The sequence below is a fragment of the Streptomyces sp. NBC_00859 genome (assembly GCF_045161865.1).
Classification (GTDB): Bacteria; Actinomycetota; Actinomycetes; order Streptomycetales; family Streptomycetaceae; genus Streptomyces.
Genome location: NZ_CP108826.1, coordinates 35,097 through 53,542, shown reverse-complemented (window position 1 = coordinate 53,542; position 18,446 = coordinate 35,097). Strand labels below are relative to the sequence as shown.

Below are 18,446 nucleotides of genomic sequence, written 5' to 3'. Positions count from 1 at the left end.
CGTGGTACCACAGAAGGGGTTTGTCAGGTCGACTGTCGAACGGGGTGATGTGGTGGCTGTGGGCTATCTGGTGACCGTGGTGTTGGCCGTACTGATCGTGGTGTTCTGTCTGGCCCGCATACGCGGGCCGAAACCGCTCTTCTACTTCAGCTACCGGCTCGGCCTGGTCTTCAACGAGATCCCGCACCTCGCTCTCTACGCGTTGGTGGCCTCCACGGCACTGGCCTTCTCCGAGGGCGACATCACCACTACCTCCGACCGGGTGAACGTCGGGGTGGCAGGGGCCGCGGCTGCCGGGCTTGTGGTGGTCACCCTGCGCGGAATGCGGGCGGCGTCCGTGGTACGTGTCGCCTTGGACGACGCGCTCGGCGTCGGGACAGGGACACATCGCCGGCCGCCGCTGGCACGCATCCTGCTCAGGCCCGTCCTTCGCCGCCGCCGTGACGTCAAGCGGGTGGGGAACCTCAGCTACGGGGACGCAGGCCGTCGCAACCTCCTCGACGTCTACCACCACCGCTCACGCCCCGAGGGCGGCCCCGTAATGATCCACTTCCATGGTGGCCACTACGACCAGGGTCGGAAGAACACTCAGTCGCTGCCCCTCCTCTACCGGCTCGCCAGCCAGGGCTGGGTCTGCATCAGCGCCAACTACCGGCTGCGCCCCGACTTCCCGCATCCCGCCCATCTGATCGACGCGAAGAGGGTCATCTCCTGGGCGCGCGAACACGCAGCGGAGTACGGCGCGGCGCCTGCGGCGGCCGTGTTCGTGGCGGGGAGCTCCGCGGGTGGGCACATGGCGGCTCAGGCAGCACTCACCCCCAATGAGCCGGCCTACCAGCCCGGGTTCGAGGAGGCGGACACCTCCGTGACCGCCGCCGTCGTGCTCAACGGTTTTCTCGCGGAGTACTTCGACGGCGACCCGGCGACCTCGCCGGTGAACCTCGTCCGGACGGATGCACCACCATTCCTCATCGCGCACGGGGACCTGGACGAGCTGGTGGACACGGAGAACCCCAGGGCTCTTGTCACCGCTCTGGGGTCGGTCTCCACCTCGCCGATCGTGTACGTCGAACTACCGGGTGCCCACCACGCTTTCGACCTCTTCCACTCATTCCGGTTTGAGGCACTCATCGGCGGCGTCGAGGACTTCGCCGCGTGGGTGACGGCCCGGAAAAACCGGGCCTAGAGCTCGTAACAGGGACTTGTTGATGTGGGCTGGTTGGGCGTAACCGGTGTGATGATTCGGCCGTTCGTGAGGGTGTGGGTACTCGACCGTGGATCGTGGACGATGAGTTGTGGGCGTTGATCGAACCGTTGCTGCCGCCGTGGCCGGATCGGTCGCCGGGACCGCGGCCGGTGTCGGACCGGCTCTGCCTGCAGGGCATCCTATTCGTCCTCTACAACGACATAGCCTGGCAACTGCGCCCGGTTGAGCTGGGGTTCGGCTCGGGACAGACATGCTGGCGGCGGCTGGACCGGTGGCAAAAGGCAGGGGCTTTCGACCGGCTGCACCGGGTCCTGCTCGCCGAGCTGAACGCGGCCGGCGAGCTCGACTGGTCGCGGGCGTGCGTGGACGGCTCTCACATCCGTGTGAAAAAGGGGGACCCGACACCGGTCCGTCGCCGGTCGACCGGCGGAAGACGGGCAGCAAACACCACCTGATCTGCGACGGACGCGGCACCCCGCTCAAGGTCATCACTACCGCGGCCAACGTCAACGACGTCACCCAGACCCTCGCCCTGGTCGACGGCATCCCACTCGTCGCGGGGCCGCCCCGGCCGGCCCCGCCGACGACCAGAAGCCTTGCTCGGCGACAAGGGCTACGACTCCAACCCCAACCGCGACGAGCTCCGTCACCGACGGATCCTGCCCGTCATCTCCCGCAAGGGCTCACCCAACATCAAGGGCATCGGCAAGCTCCGCTACGTCGACGAGCAGACCTTCGCCCTGCTCCACCACTTCAAACGTCTCGCCGTCCGCTGGGAACGTCGCACCGAACTCCACGATGCCTTCCTCTCGCTCGCCTGCGGCCTCATTTGCTGGAGACGACTCAAGAAGGCCCGATCATGATCGTGTTACGAGCTCATAGAGGAGCGGACGTAATAAAGGTGGTGCCTGCCAGGCACCACCTTTTGCGTTGACCTACCAGTCGAGTGCGGTCCGTGGGTGCATCCGCCGTGAGGACTCGGACCCTCGCCGTATATGGGCTTCTGGCCGTATTGGTAGCGGGGAATGGCGATATCTTCGCAGGCCCAGTTGGCTCCTGCGTAGAGGTTTTTTAGCGGCATTCATCTCCGTGGAATTGACTGGGTGTCATCAAGGTTTTCAGTGTCCTCTCTGGGTTAAGATTGGCATAGACCAATTGACGGGCAGTCAGGGAAGATTATGGCACTTCCAGAGTTGGAGAGTGGCCACGTGTGAGAGAGGCTGACAGGTCGTCAATTCGGAGTGCATAGTGTAATAGAAGAGCCCGGGATGTGAGCGGCGCAGGACTGGCAACGAGGACCAGGACCACGGAAAGCATGCCGAGAAACATCATTTGACCAGCACAAACAGACGTACCTGCCGCTCTTTTGCTCGCAGCTGCCAAGGTCAGGCCGGAGGCCGGACCTACGGGCCGGAGGCCCGGCATCGTCACCGAAGGTGATGATGCATCAGGGCGCCGAAGGCGACCAAGGGTGCGGAGCACCCTGCATCTTGACGGCCCGTAGGTGTCGTGGCTCTCTCGAAGGTGAGCAGTGCCCAGGTGTCTGTGGCCTGCGGATTGCTCAGTTGGAGTGAGCAATTCTTGCCTGGTGACGGGAAATCGGCTGGTGTACAAGTGATCATGTCTACGTTCGGTAGAGGGGCTGACCTGCGCCTTCGAGGTGTGCGAGGGACTACTCACTAGGAGCGGTGAGTGCGCAGGGCTGAGGAGCGGCCAGTAGGGGTGGGTCGAAAAAGAGCCGTTCGGGGTTGAGGATGTGCCCCGCATGAACACCAGTTGAGATCTTTCGGAACCTCGAACCTGTTGCCCCCGCGGCCCTATCGGCGTCTGCACCTGCGCAGGAGAGCAACGGTGAGGAAGCGCATCTGAAGCCGGCAAGCGGACGGCGCGTCCGACACTCCTCGTGCACCACGGCACCCCCCTATGCACACTGCCGTGGAAACCAAGTGCGTTGCCACTGCCGGGCGTTAGAGTCCTGTCGCCGGTGCCGTGCTGACGGAGAGTAAAGGGGCGCCACGTATGAAGCGTGAACATGCGACGACAGTGCTGGAAGAGATGCTCGACCACCTGGAGCAGGGCATTTGGCCGGTGTGCCTAATCGAAGAAATCCATGTCTTCGGGTCCTACATCCGTGGCGCACTGAACGTGAATGACATCGACGTCGTGGTGCAGCACACCACCGACGAGCGCTGGACGCAGCACACGCTCAACGCGCTCTTCAGCGGCCGAGACGGCTACGCGCTCATGCGGCAGGCACTTCGCGGCCGACGACGCGGCGTCAGCTTTCAGTTCCAGGAGCGCAACGCCCTGAACGAGGAAGGGATCGCACTGCTCCTTCTCTGGCAGCGCGGCGAGCCGGCGGTCGTCGCCCGGCAGCGGCTGGCCGCGATCCCTCTGGACCCGGCCGCCGGCCGCGCACCGCGCGACCACGTCCTGCCCTCGTACGAGGCGCTCGCCGACCGGCTCCCACGCCCAGTCCGCATCGACCTCCACCGCCGGTGCACCGCCGGCACAGCGGCCGTCTCCGTCCTCGCCCTCCCCGACGCCCAGCCCCGTGCGCCACGTGACGGCACCCTCCTGGACGAGCGCTGGGTAGAGCACAGTCCGCTGCGCCGTGCCGCGAGCGCGGCACTCGCTCATCTGGCAAAGGCTGGCCAGAACCTGGACCGTGTAGAAGTGCACGGCCAGCATCTCGTCCCTGGTACAGCAGGCGAGGACATCGACGTCTTCGTGGACCTGGGGTGGCGCTATTGGCGAAGCTTGGACCGCTACCTAGACGACGGCCAGGCCTGGTTCGAGGTCCTGCCCGCCACAGCCCGCAAGCCCATGCATGCCCTGTACATCACTCCCGTTTCCTCCCGCTAGCCCGCGCCGGGCATGGGGGCCGTTGCCCAGGTTCCGTTCGTTCCATTTCCCGGTGGGGTGTCAGTGACCGCTTCTAGTCTCTGTGCCATGACAGTAGCGAGGCCCAAACGGCCGGTCACTGAGCTTCCGGGCGATCCCGCCCGCCTGCACCTGCACTACGGTCACGGACATTCCGCGGTGCCCTACGACAGTGAGGACACGCTGGAATCCTGGTACGCCGCCGTCACCTACAGGCTCGAGGGCGACGAGGAATGGGACGACGAGGCCGACGGGGACAGCCTTGCTCCCGCCCCGGGTACCACGGTCGGGCGCCTCGTCCTGTGGAGGCTGCGTGACGACACCGGCGACAACCGATGGGAAGTGGCCGACGCCGAGTCCGGCGATCTCGAAGTCATCGCCTCGGCTGTCCTCGGCCGATCCGGACGCGACGGTTACAGCGCTGCGTTCGAGAAAGCGATCACTCACCCTGTCGGTGACCTGCTGCTTCTTGACCGGGTGAGCCTCGACAAGGCGTGGAGGGGCTTCGGGCTGGGCCCGGTCCTAAGACCTGTCCCGTAACTGCTGGTCACAGGTGAGATGATCTTGCTGTGTCTGGTGTGATCACGGCGTCGGAGCCGTCCTGGATAGCCCCGTTCACCGGGCTGAGCCCGCGTATCTTCGGCAAGCTGGTGACCGCGCTGCGCCGCGAAGGTGCAGATCCGGTCCGCAAGGGCCGCCCGTGGTCTCTTCCGCTGGAGGACCGGGTGCTGCTGGTAGCGGCTTACTGGCGCACGAACTTGACGTTGCGCCAGATCGCCCCTCTCTTCGGTATCTCGAAGTCCGCGGCCGACCGCATCATCGACCACCTCGGCCCGTCCCTCGCGCTGCAGCCCCGCAAGCGGTTCCGCAAGGACACCGTGCTCATCGTGGACGGCACCCTGGTGCCCACCCGCGACCACACCATCGCCGAGCAGTCCAAGAACTACCGGTACTCCACGAACCACCAGGTCGTTATCGACGCCGACACTCGGCTCGTTGTGGTGGTCGGCCGGCCTCTGCCCGGCAACCGCAACGACTGCAAGGCGTGGGAGGAGTCCGGCGCGAAGGCCGCCGTCGGCAAGACGATGACAATCGCCGACGGCGGCTATCCGGGCACCGGGCTGGTGATGCCACACCGGCGCCGCAACGGCGAGGAACTGCCCGACTGGAAACACGCCCACAACAAGTCCCACAAACAGGTCCGCGCCCGCGTAGAGCACGTCTTCGCCCGCATGAAGACCTGGAAAATCCTCCGCGACTGCCGCCTCAAGGGCGACGGCGTCCACCACGCCATGCTCGGCATCGCCCGCCTGCACAACCTCAACCTCGCCGGATAGACGAGCGGTCGGGCTGGTCACCGCCCACGTCCACACCAGGCAGAGATCATTTACGGGACAGGTCTTAGTTGCCGAAGCGATTCGCCGCCTGTCCGGAGGCTGCTGCGCGGTCGCGGTGTACCCCGCCATGGGCGAGTATCCCGACGACCGTGAGCAGGTCACCGACGCCTACCGCCGCAAGGCGAAGAAAAAGATCGCTGCCCTGTGGCAGAGCATTGGCTTCCAGCCGTTCCGCCATGGCGTCTGGCTCCTGGACACGGCCCTGCGTCAACCCGAGGAACTCCTTCAAGCTCGCCGTGCCGAACTGCACACACTCAGCGCATCTTTCCAGTGACCCGACCCATCAGAGAGCAATCCGGCGACCGGCATCACTGCAGAGAACGGCACCCCGGCGTCGACCCGTACTGGCCGGGGCTGACGTCCTCGCAGCCGCTGCATCGCGTGACTGCGCAGGAACACCGAAGGGCGGCACCTGCGCTGTCTTCTTCAGTCCCACTCCTGGCAAGCAGAGGGCAGAAACCCAGCGCTGTGGCGGCTCCGGATGGCATATTGGAGGCTGCACTTGTGGACGCACACCGCCCCGCAGGGCCACCACCTCGGGTGAACCCGGCCGCCGCCAGGACCACAGTGATCTTCATCGGCTCCGCTCTGGTCTTCGTGCTTCCAGCGGTCTGCCGGAGACATTGTTGCGGTGGGATGTGTCCGATTGTGCAGGCCCGATGGGAACACAATGTCTGCTGGCCGTACGCACCGCACTCACCTGGCCCGCGCTTTCGCCCAGGCGCAGTCCGTGCCCTACCAAAAAGCCCTGGCTCACGTGATCGCCTGCAGCGAGGCCGGACTGCTTCCGCCCCGGCTTGACCAAGCGGGCATGGAGCAGGCTCTGACCATTCTGCGCCAGCACCTCGGCATGCCGACGGCCACGGAGCCCGAGGCCGCACCGACGGAGCCGAAGACCGCTGCGCTATCGCTCTCTCCGGTGGCCAAGCGTCCCTCACTGACCGCGGACCCGCGGTGCATTGCCCTGTCCGAGGCCCTGGTCCCCGTACTGCGGGCTACGAGCCCGGCCGGGGCCGGAGGCTACGGCGGTGCCTTGCAGGCCAACCTCCACCCCACAGATGCCCTGGCCCTAGGCGGAGTACCACTGATCCGTGCCGCGCTGCGCCGTGCGGCACGGCAACTGGGGTGGCGGGTTCAGACGCTGGGCTACCAGGGCAAACACGTCGCGCTGGTACTCGTCCACGACACCAGGCAGGAGCCTGCTGAATTCGCGGCAGCCCTGGAGGAACATCGTCAGCGGGCACGCGCGGAGGCGGCGGAACGTGCCTCGGCGTTCTTGGGCAGAAACAGCAGCGAAGGCCTGAGAGAGCTGGGGTCCAGTCCAGTTGAGCGGCAGACCCAGACGTTCCTGGAAGCAGTCCAGGCTGCCATGTCCGCTGCGCCAGAGGCATGGAGGCAGATGCAGTCAGTCCAGCAGCAGCCTGGGGCGACGCGATAATCATCTGGTGGACTGGCAATCGCCAAAGCTCGATTTCAGGGTGCACTGTCCAGTTCTGCGCCACGGACGTTCTCGGCCTTCACCGCTCACCTTTGCGGGGCCACCAGTGGTCGTGGTCGAGGATGAACTGCGGTTGTGTAGTTGTTCGCCGTCCGGTTGGTGGCCGGTGTGTTTCCTGCACTACCTCTTCGGTGGCCCGTCGTGTGAACAGCGGTCAGGGCGACGTGTCCGAAGAGGTGGTGTGGCGATACGGAGTTCACGGATCTGCAAGTCACATGCACCTTCAGCGCCGACGCCCGAGCGGAGACCGTTCGGGTGACGAGGACGGAGAGCCGAACCGACCAGGAGGGTCTCGGCGGTTGTCGGCGTGGAGGCGGCCCGGCTTCCTGCCCTCCTGGCGGGGCATCACCGCTGGCACAATGCCCGGATGGTACGAAGGCCATACCCCACTTACCGAGACCAGACCTATCCACCGACGGAAGCTGTCTGGCGTGCCCTGCGGGAACTACGGGCGGCTCCTCCCGGTCGGGCGGCGAAGGGCGCCCGTAAAGAAGTGTTCAGCGCAGCGCTTGAGCAGGCGGAGCAATTGTTCACCGCTGCCGCGGATACGGGCCCCGCCTCCCGTCCGCTGCTGCTGTTCTACGGCTTGAGCCAGGCCGGCCGGGCAGTCAATGCCTGTGCTGCCGGCGTCGCACACGATGACTTCCCACTCACCGGCCACGGCATCGTCATTGCCGATAACTCGATGACGCGCACGGACCTTGGCCTCGTGACGGTGAAGGACAAACTCTCCGCCAGAGGCAGAGAGTCCTTCGTGCAGGTCGCCGCTGCCCTCGGCTCCCGTTCTCTTCCAGAGCCGGCACGACTCGCCGACCTGTGGTCGACGATCGAAGAGGTAGAGCGCTGGCCTCTCACGTCGTCGACGCGGCCACTCGTCCATCTCAGCTGGGACATGCCCCATGACCAGCCGACGGGCGATTTCCTGCAGGCGATCGTTTCGGGCATGCCGGCAAGCCTCGCGAACATTCCCGACCCCGGGCAGCGGGAGGCCGAGGTGCGTGCATGGCTCGCGCAGTATCCAGCCCTCGGGGACTACGCGTTCCGGCGACCCGGCGCCATTCCAGATGCCGGGCCGGAGAGCTGGAGCGAGCGAGAAGCAACGATCGGCTGCCGCATCACCTGGACGGTGGAGAACCGTGACGGCGCCGCACGGGAGCAGTTCCGGCGCCTTGCGCCGTGGAACGGCCGACACCTCACCGACCAGGCGCGGACGCTACATGCCCAGTTGGGGTCCGACGGTCGTCAACTCCACCCGCTGCTCAGCTGGTGGGCTGTGCTCTTCGCCCTCTCGATGCTTGCCCGCTATCAGCCGGACCGATGGACTGCCTACATCAACGTGAACACGAGCAGGGACGCCGTGGCCGTCGAGTACCTGCTCGACGCAGCCCTCAAAGCCGTACCCGAACTGATTCTTGCGGCCATCGACGAGGTGCTGTGACCCCGCTGGCGGCATCACAGAACTGCGCCACGGCCTGGTCGTCTTGATCCTGGACGTAGGTTCGCGAGCACGTCGCTCTTCGGCGGGTGGCCCCGCGCTCACCCCTGCACCGAGCGCACCGCGCCGGCGAGTTCGCTGGCGCGGGCTAGGTCGAGGCTGCGGCGTTGTCTGGTGGCCTGGGGGAGCGCGGCGCGTATTTCGGCGCTGGTCGGGCTGGGCGTCGATACGCTGGGCGGGTGATCAATGGGGCGGCGCGTGGCGACAGCCGGGACGCGAGGGTGTGTGCCGAATCCGGGCGACCTGCCGCCTGCGCCGACCTGGGTGCGGCGGTCTTTAGGTTCAGGGGTGTGACGCAACAGCCCATCCAGCGTGCTGCCGGGACAGTGCGGGAGGCGGTCCGATGGTGATGATCGATTACATGGTCAGCGACCATTGGTCCGCTGACGATCCGGACTGGCAGAAGTCGCTCGTCTCGTCTCTCGACCGTCACCACGGCGTGAGCACCGTGCTGCCGCTGAGTGTGCTCGTGGAGGAGGTCTTGGAGTGGCTGGAGTTCGCCAGTGGTGTCGATGCCTGGAAGAAGGCCGCCAACCGCACCTCGCTGCGGCTCGATTTCGAGGAGTCCATCGGCGCGCTCGGCTCCTCGCTGAAAGCACACATCGGCGCAGCCCTCGCATCGTTCCAATCCGCTTTCGCACAGCTCAGCAGTAGCCCCAAAGCGGTTTTGGCGCAGCCGCCGGGCATCCGCACTGACCCTATCTGGACCGGCGTGACTGCGGCCGCGAAAAGGCTCCTCGCAGCGCTTGATGCGGACGAAGCCGTCCGTGCCAGCTGGGATGACCTCGTCGCCACAGCTCAAGACCGCGCCCTGGAGGGCCGGGAGTACCGCCCGATCGCCGAACTGCTCTTCGACCAGCTCCGCAGGCGCGGCCTGAACGCCGAGTGGGTCTTCCGCGACCTCGCCTCGATCGTCGCATTCGGCCGTAAACGCGAACATGTCTTCACCGCGCAGACGGACGTACCGCTGGAGGAACGGATCACGAAGGCCCGATCCCACGCCAGCACGCCGGCTGACGCCGAACTGATCGTGGTATGGCTTGGATATCAGGGCCGGGCCTTTCCCCACCTGTCAGCTGGCCGAGTTACCTTCATGGACGCCCACTGGGCAGTACCCAACGCCGAGCCCGAGGGCCAGGACTTCGCGCACAAGGCCGAGCTCTGGGAACTCGTGCAGGACCACCTCATCTTCAGGGTCGCCAAGCTGGCCGATGAGGAGTCCGATGTGGACTTCCTGGTGCGCGTGGACCTCGGCATCACCACGGCAGCCGGCGCGTTGGACCGTGCCGTGCGGATGGTGGACACCATCCTCAACGTCTCGATCCACAACTCGGGCGGGATCCGCCCGCACCTGGCCCAGCACGGGCTCCTGCGGTCCGGCCGGACCGGTTCCTTCAACTTCCTGGCCTCCCCGCGCGAGACGGGCTTCCACGACGACCACTACGGCGCGGGCATCACCGGCAGAGCGATCGGGGAGCACGGGCCGCGGATCGCCTCGGCGCTGGCCCGCGAAGAGCTTCCCCGGTTCCTCGCAGCCGCCCTCGAAGTACAGACCACCGCGGATTATCCTTTCGGCCGCGACATGGCGATGCGCGAGCCTTCCCAGGCCGACATCAGCAGTGTGATCCCCCTCGCGGACCGCGTGGTGCAACATGTCGCGGCACACGCAGCACTCGACCCCGACGACCTGTTCGGTCTCCTGGGCGGGCGCTGGCCACATGCCCGGTGGCTCAGTGATGTACGGCGCGCCGTGGGGATGTGCCTGCTCGGCGGCGGAGACCCGGCCAACCTGCTCCATCAGCTGAGGTGTGAGTGGCTCTCCAGAAAACCACCGCGCCCGTGGATGCTGTTCGTCGCCGACCGCTCGGGCGAACTGCTCTCGCTCCTTCGCGTCGAATCCGAGCGCACCTGGATCACACGCATGCTCGCCAGTGTGAGCGACCACGCCACCTACCGTGCCCTGATCGCGAACTACACCGCCGAAGGCACCGTGCTGGAAGCCAGACGCCGGCGGGCCCGCAATGCTCTGGTGCACGGCAATCCCAGCAGCTTCGCGATGGTCGAGTCCGTGCGCAGCTACGCCGAGTTCCTGAGCCGCAGCGCACTCAACCTCGGTCTCGCGTCCTACATCGAGGGCACGGTGCCCGCTGACGCGCTCATGCAGCGCACCGACGAGTTCACCGCGATGCAGGCAGGTCAGGACGCCGCCGGCTACTGGCAGGCGCGCTACCCCACCCCCACTGCACCGACGACGCGCCCGTCCTAGACGCCGGCACCTCGGCGTCATCTGGCCGGCGGACCTGAGCGTTACGCCCGCGCGCCCTCCACCAGGCCGTGCCCCGCCGTCGTACTTGTCGTCGGCGCACTGGAAGATCACATCCACCAGGACCGAGCTGGTGTCCCGGTCGTAGGCGAGAACCATCTCCTCGACGACCTCGTCGAGTGTCCGCGCCCGCCGTACGAGGGCCTCTGCGGCGAAGTACTCCATGAAGGTGCGGTGCGTGAAGCCGAACAGCCGGTGATCGACGGAGTCCGTGCCCTGGTAGGACAGCAGCCAGGCCCGGTCCGCGCGGAAGTCCAGGAAGTCCTGGGCCCGGGTGCGGGCGTCGACCTCGTCGACGGAAGCCGTGTCCGTGAAGAACGTGGCGATCAGCTTTCTCTAAAGAGCAGGGAGCGGGCGCGGTCGGGCATGGAGCGGGATGTCGTCCAGTTGGTCACGTCTGCGGGCTACGAGCCCTTGGCCCGCATGGACGTGATGCGCGCGCGAACGCCACCCTGCTCCCACAGAGGCTCCCGCGCCGCGTACCGCGCATCGTGGCCCGCGACTCGTCGTTGTACCGGGCGCCCCGCAGGTCGTGCGGGCGCCGGCACACGAGATGAGGTGACTTCCGTGCGGAACGGAGCTGTCGCATTGGAGCAGCGGGCCGGGGACGGCTGGGTGGTCTGGCGGATCCGCGTGGATGATCCTGAACAGAGGATCAGCGCACCGTATGAGTCAGCGGGCATGGGGTTTTTGTTGGCTGAGGAAAGCCGCGCGGAGATGGTGGAGTTCGCTGCCCGGCTGGGGTGCGTCTACGAAGGGTGCAGGGACGACGGGTCTTACGGGAGCGACAACGATCCCTGCTACACGTGGTGGCTTCGCGTGCCGCAGGCCGAGCATGCCCAGTGCGCTGCTCAGGGGTGGCCGCAGGCCGTGGAGGAGTGCCGGCAGAAGCTGAACGACATGTTCGCTGACACTCACTATTGGGAAGTCATGGTCGACGGCCCCCGCACCCGGGCCTTGGCGGCGGGGAAGAGCATGCCCGCGCTGCAGTGGGGAGGACCGTGTCCAGGCTGGCAGACCCGGTCCGTTCGACTCAGATGATGTCCTGCTTGCTGCCTTCCAGCGCCTGTCGGATGGCGGCCCCGTCGTCCTGGCACCACGCGAAAGAGCTCCTGATGCGTACCTTGCGGGCCGGCTCCGGATTATCGATCGGGCCACCGCAAGAGATTGAGGGCGGGCGTGCCGTTACCGCCCGAGCAACCGCCGCTGTATGCGGAGATGTTCGCCCCGAACGTGGGGAAGGAACGAGAGACGTCGACCTCCTGCCCCTGCATGCCGGCAGTCCGCCGTCGCGTACGGCTGTGGCGGCGCCCCGGACACGGTCGCCGCCTCTGCGCAAATGCGCACCTCCCCGGATCCGGCGGTTCCGCCGCGCGCCCGTCGGCCGTAGTGGTCCTGACCGCGGAACGGCACGACGTACAGAGGTCAACCCACAACCACCGGCTCCCCCGATGGAGCGCTTCGCACCGGACACCGACACCCACACCGTTCCACGACCTGTTAGGGCCCTGACACGCTGCACATCTCGGCCGCGTGCGACAGCCTGTGACGGAGCGGTGCATGCCCGGCAAATTCAGCTGGATCAAAGAGGAATTCCTCATCGACGGCGCGTGGGAGGGCATCCACCTCGAGGGCATGCTGCGCCAGATCCAGGCCGGCATCGGTGCCGGGAGCAGTTGCCTGGCCGACGCATTCTGGGCCACGCTGGGCGCCCGCTCCGTCAAATTGCTCCCCATCGTCACCGGGCAGGCCCAGGCGATGCGCGCCACCGTCGAATTCGACACCGGGATCTGGACCATCACCCACGATCTCCAGTCCCGGGAAGTGACCTTCCTTGCCCCCGCCACCGGCGAGGTGGACACCTTCCCCGTCGTCCCCGAAGCAGGCGAGCGCAGCGCCGGCTCCTACACCCTGGAGCTCATGGGGATTCCCGAGGTGGAGACCGCCCGGGGCAGCGTGACCATCGACAGTGTGATGACCCTGCTCTACCTGCAGCAGGTCTACGCCGGACAGATGGTCTACGGCGGAGCGAACCTGCAGGACCTCGCCGTGACGATCGAGGTGTGCTTCGGCCTGCTGGACGAACAGGCGGCCAAGCTGAAGGCCCAATCCACTGCCGCCAAACGCCGTGCCACAACGGCCGCCACCAAATTGAAGACCGCCCGCGAGCAGCGACTGGCCGACGGGCTGCCCACCTCGGTCGACCTGGACGCCGAGGAGGCCCGGCTGGCCAAGGCCCTTGACGCGGCGAACGCCGAGGCGGCGCGCCTGGACGGTGAACTCGAGGCCCGCCTGGCCGTCCTTGCCGCCCGGGTCGGCGAAGCAGCACGCGCCCTGCAGTCGGCGACCGATGCAGGCCTGGCCGCCGACCGGGCACAGCAGGCCCTCGCACCGCACTACCAGGCCCGCGGCCAAGCCCGCGCGGTCCTGGCCCAGGCCGAGCAGGACGCCAAGCCGCGCACTCACTGCCCCGATTGTGAACAGCCACTCCAGCAGCGCAACGGACCGGGCCCCACGTGTGGGCTGTGCCGACAGAGCGACCCCGGCCAGGCAGGGCGCCTGACGCGCAGGATGCAGAAGGAGGCTGCCGCCCGATCGGCCCTGGCGGCCGTCGAACAGGCACTGACAGCTGCACAGACCAACGCTCAGCACACCGTCGACGCCCGCCGCACGGCGGGAGACAACGCCCAGCAGGCCGCGGCCCGGTCCGACACCTACCGAGCGGCGGAAATCACCCCGCGCGAGCAGGGCAAGTCCAGGGCAGAAGCCGCTGCGGCCGGGTACCGGGCCGCGACCGCCGCCGTGCGGGAACGGCGCAAGGAACTGACCCGCATCACCGAACTCGACCGTGCTTTCCAACGGGCTGAGCACGACGCGCAAGACGCCCGCGAGGCGTGGACGGCGGCCGAAGGCGATGCGCAGCACGTTCGGGAACAGATGGCGAAGGAACTATCAGTGATCTTCGCGGAGAAGGTCATTCCAATGGCGCCGGACAAGATCCGGCATGCCAGCATCGACCCACGGACCTTCGCTCCGAAACTGAACGGCCGCACCATCAAGCAGGTGGCCCGCTCGGCCGGCCTGGTCAACATCGCGAATGCTGGCCTCCACCTGACCTTCTTCGAAGCATCCCGCACCCTCCCCGGCGTGCTGCTGCCCACCGCCCAGTGGCTCGATGCACCCCTGGACGGACTGGGAGGCGGCGCGGAAGGCGAACGTCTGATCACCCAGACTTTGCAGGTCATCACCACGACAGCGGCGGATGAGGCCCAGATCGTCCTGGCCACCGCGCAGGAGCTGCCGCCGTCTCCCTCCATTGTGAGTACCGTCCATGACAGCCACCGTCTGGTGATCCCCCACGCCCGATCCGAAGCTGACGACAGCCTCTGACCAGCCCGAGCTCGCGCTCCTTCCTCAAGCCGCGAAGCCTCATAAGCTCCCCTCCTTCCGCTAAGCGCCGCCCGAGGACAAGCCCACCGTCGATTGGGAAAGCCGATCGGTACCGCGGGCGAGGAGAAGGTCGCCTGACGGGCCCGAACGGCAAGCAGCCACCCCTTGTCAGTGGTGCCAGTACCAGATTGCCGCGGCGGCCGGTGCACCGGAGAGGCATCGTGCCCGCTCGCGGGCGGTGCTACCAGATCGCAAACCGCGACTCGCCCCCCGAGGGGTGTCGGCCGAACACCGGCCGACACCCGCTCACCCCGAACGGGCGGACGCCACTGTCCGGCGCTGTCCTCATGCCTCGCCGAACAGTGCCTCCTGCTCGCAGACGGCCTGGCGGGGCAGGAGCGTGGACGCTGTTTCGGCGGGCGCACCGAGTGCCTGTTGGCAGACCTCGCGCAGTTCGGACAGCGAGCGTCGGGCGCCCAGCAGTTGGAGGAACTTCTCCGGGCTCCAGCCGATCAGCCGGCCCTGCCGGGCGAGATAGAGACTGACCTGCTCGATCCCGTAGGCGTTGTCGTAGTCGAGGAGCAGATAGCCCGCCAGCTGATACAGCTCGGGCCGGCCCATGCGCCGCGGGCGGATTGTGGATTTGCAGTCGATGAGGTGTCCCGCGGCGATGAAGTCGGCGTCCGCGCCGCCGACATGGCCGCTGCCGCCGAAGACCGGCCCGCACACCCGGCCGGATACGGGGAGATTGAGGATCCATTGCAGAGTGTCGGGCCGGTCGGCGAGTGCCGCCTGCCCACCGAGGTCGCCGGGCACGTAGTCGGGCACCAAGGCCAACAGCCCCTCCAGCCCCTGCCCGGGCGGGGCCTGCAGCAGCGGGTTGCCGTCCCGCATGCCTTGGCGGAACACTTCCTCGAACCAGGCGGCGACAAAGCACAGCCGGGCCAGCCGTTCCTCGGCCACCGGGTCTAGCAGCATCGCCCCGGGCGTGGCCGCGGGGTGTGTCCGGAGCTCGGCGAGGAGACTGTCGCCCGCCTCCTGCACGGCGTCGGCGATCGGAATCGAGGCGAGGTAGGCGGTGTCCCCGACGGCCAGGTCGACACCGGCCTGCAGCGGTGCGCCGACCGGTGTGCCGAACGCGATGCGCAGCCGCAGATCGATGGCCTGGCCCAGACTGCGGTAGCTGAAGGGCGCCGTGCCGTGCGGGGTGACGGTCTCCGGGTCCAGTGGCAGTCGGGAGCGGTAGACCCGGGCCAAAGTCGCCACCGCCGGCAACTCGGCGGCCAGGAAACGGGAAAGGGGAGAGCGCGGGTCCTTGAGGCAGCGGGTGAGGCTCATCGGCGCACCACCGGGGGCGCATTGAGCAGCGCAGGACGGAAAGGGGACATGACGGCTCTTCTCCTAATAGGGGATGTCGCGGTGCACTCGGGCGTTGCGGTGGCGTAGGCGCCGCGAGGGTGCCGGCCGCGGGTAGGGCGAGAACACCGGGGGCGGGGTGTCTCTGCCGCCGGTGCGGATGCAGCAGTTCAGAGGCCAAGGCGGTGGCGGGGTGCTGTGCCTAGGCGGTCTCGGGCCCCAGGGTGCGGTCGATGACGATGCGCAGCAGTTCCCTCACGCGGGCGGCGGGCAGCGTCTGCTCCCACCGCTCCGCCTGGCCGCGGCAGTAGCAAACGAGGGGAAAGCGCACGGTCCCGTCTTCCTCCGTCTCCCCCCACACCTGTCGCGGTGTGGTCCCGCAAGGTGCGTGCGGTGCGAAATCGACGAACTCCAGCACGGCGTAGGGACGGTGCGCGGGCGGCAGAGAGCGCCGGGTACGGCATCCGGTGCACCGCAGCAGGTGCTCCACCCCGCCCGCCCGCTGGGCGAAGCGGCCGACCGAGCCCTCGGCGTTGTTGCAGCGCGGACAGACCGGCCCCCGGATGAACCCGTGCTCGTGACAGTGGTCCCAGTACAGGGCGCGTTGCGGCTCTGGACACAGGCAGCACAAGAAAGTGTCCGCCCGGGAGTTCTTGCTCAGTGAGGCGTAGGCAGTCCCGGCCAGATGACCGTGATAGGGACGGGCCGTGGAGGCGGCGCAGGCGGGGCACAGCGAGCTGAACCCGGCCGCGCTCGCGGTACGCCGCGTCCAGACGTCCACCCCGCTCCCGCAGCCGGTGCAGCGTGCGGCCTGCTCGGTCAACGTTGCGGCCAGGGCTGCGGAACGATCCAGCAGGGCCGCGTAGGCCGCCGGAACCATCCAGTGCGTTCCCGACCAGGTGAGCAGTGGCAGGGGCCGGGTGCCGGCGAGCGGCCGCTGGCCTTGGCGTTCCTGAAACTGCCTCCAGGTCAGCCCGCACGGCAGTCCCTCGGCGTTCTCCTGCACGTGGCGCTCGTCGGGTCCGTCGCACGTGCAGCCGTGCGCGGTCATTTCATCGTTGGTGGCCTGGGACATCCAGTTGCCGATCTGGGACTGCCACGCTGCGGCTGTGTCCCACTCGAGTCGGGCGGTGATCAGGTGACCCGGGTCGATGTCGAGGTCGGCGAGCCGGCCGGCGGCCCGCTCGATCTCCCGAGAGTCCAGCCGCCAGCGCTGCTTGTGTTTGTAGCCGCGCACGGCGACGTCACCGATCAACACATGGCCGTTGGTTTGGAACGCGTACCGGGACAGGTCAGTTTTGGCAGATGCCTGCACCAGGCTCTGTTCGGTCCGCTCCACCAGGATCCGGCGCGCCTCGTCCGGCGAGATCAGCACTGTGCACGACCGGTGACGACGGCACGGGACGGGGCCGGTACCGCACCGGGCGGCCGGGTAGGGATACAGCGCAAGGGCATGGGGAGTCTCCTTCGATCCAACGGAAAGTCAGCGGGGGAACACGGCGGCACGACCGGGCCGAGGCGGTCCACAGGCCCGCGCCGGGCCGGGCTACGGCACCGGGCGGTTCGGCGCGTACGCCGGGCGTTGCGGCAGTGTCACGGACACCTACCGGCCTCCGGCCCAGCCCGGGCCGGGGCGGGCTCCCAACCACCGGTCAGGGACGCTGCCTGGGCCTCCTCGGCGGCCGTGCGGGCACTGGTCTCGATGAGGAAGCTGGTGCGGTCGTTGTACCCCAGGGGGCGTACCGCCGGCCGCGGCACCTGCCACAGCCCGCCCTCGCAGCCTGGCTCCGTGTCTCCGGTGTGTATGAGGCGCGCCAGCCATCGCTGCAGCGGGTCGTCGGGGCCGGTGCCACGGTCCGGTGTGCGGGTGGTGCGCGAGCGGGCCGTCAGCCAGTCCGCGAGCCAGGAGCGGTCCGTGCGGTGCCCGAGCTCCGTCAGGAGCAGCCCGGTGGCTGCCGCACACCCGTAGGCGCCGCCCACTTCTCGCAGCCGACGCTGCCAGCGCCGGTCCGCCAAGAGGCGGGCGACGGCGACTGTCTCGGGGTAGGCGATCAGCGCGTGCGCTGCAACGGCCGGGTGGGTGCATCGGGTGAGCGCGGCCAAGCGCATAGTGCGCTGCTGCCAGACGGCTTCCTGGGCCCAGCCCTGGATCTGCCACGACCACACCACGGCGGCAGCCAGGGCCATCACCGCGGTGGCCTGGGGGTGGGTGCGGACCAGGGCGCTGTGCTGGCGGTGCGCGCCCAGGACTTCGGGCAGGGAGTGCAGGCCGAGGGCTTTGGGCCGGTCAGCGTCTGCGAGCAGCCAACGCTGATGCCGCGGGCAGATGTGCCCGGCCGCCTGCGGATACACCAGGACCGGCCGCAGCGGTGTGGCGAAACGGCCGGAGCACTGGGGGCACGCCGTCACCCACGCCTGGCGGGGCATGTACCAGGCGGCCCGGGGCAGCAAGTCCTCGGCGACCCGTTCGTGAGGTCTGGTGAACTCGGGCAGTCGGCCCGTGAGTTGTCGCGGGGCGGCGCTGAATCGCAGGAAGGCGGCTCGGGCGGGAGCGTTGAGGAACAGTTCGAGACCGGTGCGCGGTGTCCCGGTGATCTGGGCGCCGTCCGGGCCGGTGATGACGCTGCGCAGCAGGTCCTGGGCGGGCAGACGGTAGCCGTGGGCGAGTCGTCGCACCCAGGAGCCGGTCAGTTCCTTGCTGAGCGGCGGTACGCGGACCAGTGTGTGAGCGGTGACGTCCATGGGCGTGTTTCCTTCCGGGGCGCGCCGGGACCGGCGCATGTACGGGGACGGGGGATCTGCAGGGGGGCACGGCGGCAGAACGCAGGTTCCTGGCAGCCGGGGCGTCCGGCCCCGTGCGCCCATGGGCGCACGGGCGGAGGACGGGGTGCCCGGGG

General features: G+C 68.0%; 12 protein-coding genes and 1 pseudogene. 10 read left to right on the top strand and 3 right to left on the bottom strand.

Annotated features, from left to right (window positions below; translation table 11 throughout):
* Nucleotide 1 precedes the first annotated feature (1 nt).
* The 10 genes and pseudogenes from OG584_RS00230 (at nt 2) to OG584_RS00185 (ending at nt 14,193) form a co-directional block, all read left to right on the top strand.
* Nucleotides 2-1,186 carry an alpha/beta hydrolase gene (locus OG584_RS00230; RefSeq protein WP_405773700.1) on the top strand — a complete coding sequence of 395 codons (1,185 nt, stop codon included), beginning with the start codon at nt 2-4 and terminating at the stop codon, nt 1,184-1,186.
* 92 nt (nt 1,187-1,278) lie between these two features.
* Nucleotides 1,279-2,070 (top strand): annotated as a pseudogene (locus OG584_RS00225) (IS5 family transposase).
* 1,156 nt (nt 2,071-3,226) lie between these two features.
* Nucleotides 3,227-4,072 (top strand): hypothetical protein, encoded by an 846-nt coding sequence (locus OG584_RS00220; protein WP_405773698.1) that lies wholly within the window; start codon nt 3,227-3,229, stop codon nt 4,070-4,072.
* An 87-nt stretch (nt 4,073-4,159) separates the two neighbouring features.
* Nucleotides 4,160-4,630 carry a hypothetical protein gene (locus OG584_RS00215; RefSeq protein WP_405773696.1) on the top strand — a complete coding sequence of 157 codons (471 nt, stop codon included), beginning with the start codon at nt 4,160-4,162 and terminating at the stop codon, nt 4,628-4,630.
* Between the two features lie 29 nt (nt 4,631-4,659).
* Nucleotides 4,660-5,427, top strand: coding sequence for a transposase (locus OG584_RS00210; protein ID WP_405773694.1), 768 nt, complete (start codon nt 4,660-4,662; stop codon nt 5,425-5,427).
* 127 nt (nt 5,428-5,554) lie between these two features.
* Complete coding sequence (locus tag OG584_RS00205) at nt 5,555-5,761, top strand: hypothetical protein (protein WP_405773692.1); 207 nt, start codon at nt 5,555-5,557, stop codon at nt 5,759-5,761.
* 396 nt (nt 5,762-6,157) lie between these two features.
* Nucleotides 6,158-6,925, top strand: coding sequence for a hypothetical protein (locus tag OG584_RS00200; RefSeq protein WP_405773690.1), 768 nt, complete (start codon nt 6,158-6,160; stop codon nt 6,923-6,925).
* Nucleotides 6,926-7,352: 427 nt separating this feature from the next.
* Nucleotides 7,353-8,423 carry a YaaC family protein gene (locus tag OG584_RS00195; RefSeq protein WP_405773688.1) on the top strand — a complete coding sequence of 357 codons (1,071 nt, stop codon included), beginning with the start codon at nt 7,353-7,355 and terminating at the stop codon, nt 8,421-8,423.
* Between the two features lie 400 nt (nt 8,424-8,823).
* Nucleotides 8,824-10,746 (top strand): hypothetical protein, encoded by a 1,923-nt coding sequence (locus OG584_RS00190; RefSeq protein ID WP_405773686.1) that lies wholly within the window; start codon nt 8,824-8,826, stop codon nt 10,744-10,746.
* Nucleotides 10,747-12,363: 1,617 nt separating this feature from the next.
* Nucleotides 12,364-14,193: a hypothetical protein gene (locus OG584_RS00185; protein WP_405773684.1), complete on the top strand. Its 1,830-nt coding sequence runs from the start codon at nt 12,364-12,366 to the stop codon at nt 14,191-14,193.
* A 345-nt stretch (nt 14,194-14,538) separates the two neighbouring features.
* Here the strand turns inward: OG584_RS00185 and OG584_RS00180 are convergent, their stop codons facing one another.
* The 3 genes from OG584_RS00180 to OG584_RS00170 all read right to left on the bottom strand — a co-directional run bounded on the left by OG584_RS00180 (nt 14,539) and on the right by OG584_RS00170 (nt 18,291).
* Nucleotides 14,539-15,531, bottom strand: coding sequence for a hypothetical protein (locus tag OG584_RS00180; RefSeq protein WP_405773682.1), 993 nt, complete (start codon nt 15,529-15,531; stop codon nt 14,539-14,541).
* A 220-nt stretch (nt 15,532-15,751) separates the two neighbouring features.
* A complete protein-coding gene (locus OG584_RS00175) occupies nt 15,752-16,924 on the bottom strand; it encodes an endonuclease domain-containing protein (RefSeq protein ID WP_405773680.1) in 1,173 nt (390 codons plus the stop codon).
* Between the two features lie 218 nt (nt 16,925-17,142).
* Entirely contained in the window at nt 17,143-18,291 is a 1,149-nt protein-coding gene (locus OG584_RS00170; protein WP_405773678.1) for a TniQ family protein, read from the bottom strand.
* Nucleotides 18,292-18,446: the final 155 nt, after the last annotated feature.

Excerpts from the sequence above, each read along its gene's own strand:
- OG584_RS00220 (WP_405773698.1), top strand. The coding sequence starts at position 3,227 with ATGAAGCGTGAACATGCGACGACAGTGCTGGAAGAGATGCTCGACCAC.
- OG584_RS00215 (WP_405773696.1), top strand. The coding sequence starts at position 4,160 with ATGACAGTAGCGAGGCCCAAACGGCCGGTCACTGAGCTTCCGGGCGAT.
- OG584_RS00205 (WP_405773692.1), top strand. The coding sequence starts at position 5,555 with ATGGGCGAGTATCCCGACGACCGTGAGCAGGTCACCGACGCCTACCGC.
- OG584_RS00200 (WP_405773690.1), top strand. The coding sequence starts at position 6,158 with ATGTCTGCTGGCCGTACGCACCGCACTCACCTGGCCCGCGCTTTCGCC.
- OG584_RS00195 (WP_405773688.1), top strand. The coding sequence starts at position 7,353 with ATGGTACGAAGGCCATACCCCACTTACCGAGACCAGACCTATCCACCG.
- OG584_RS00190 (WP_405773686.1), top strand. The coding sequence starts at position 8,824 with ATGGTGATGATCGATTACATGGTCAGCGACCATTGGTCCGCTGACGAT.
- OG584_RS00185 (WP_405773684.1), top strand. The coding sequence starts at position 12,364 with ATGCCCGGCAAATTCAGCTGGATCAAAGAGGAATTCCTCATCGACGGC.
- OG584_RS00180 (WP_405773682.1), bottom strand. The coding sequence starts at position 15,531 with ATGAGCCTCACCCGCTGCCTCAAGGACCCGCGCTCTCCCCTTTCCCGT.
- OG584_RS00170 (WP_405773678.1), bottom strand. The coding sequence starts at position 18,291 with ATGGACGTCACCGCTCACACACTGGTCCGCGTACCGCCGCTCAGCAAG.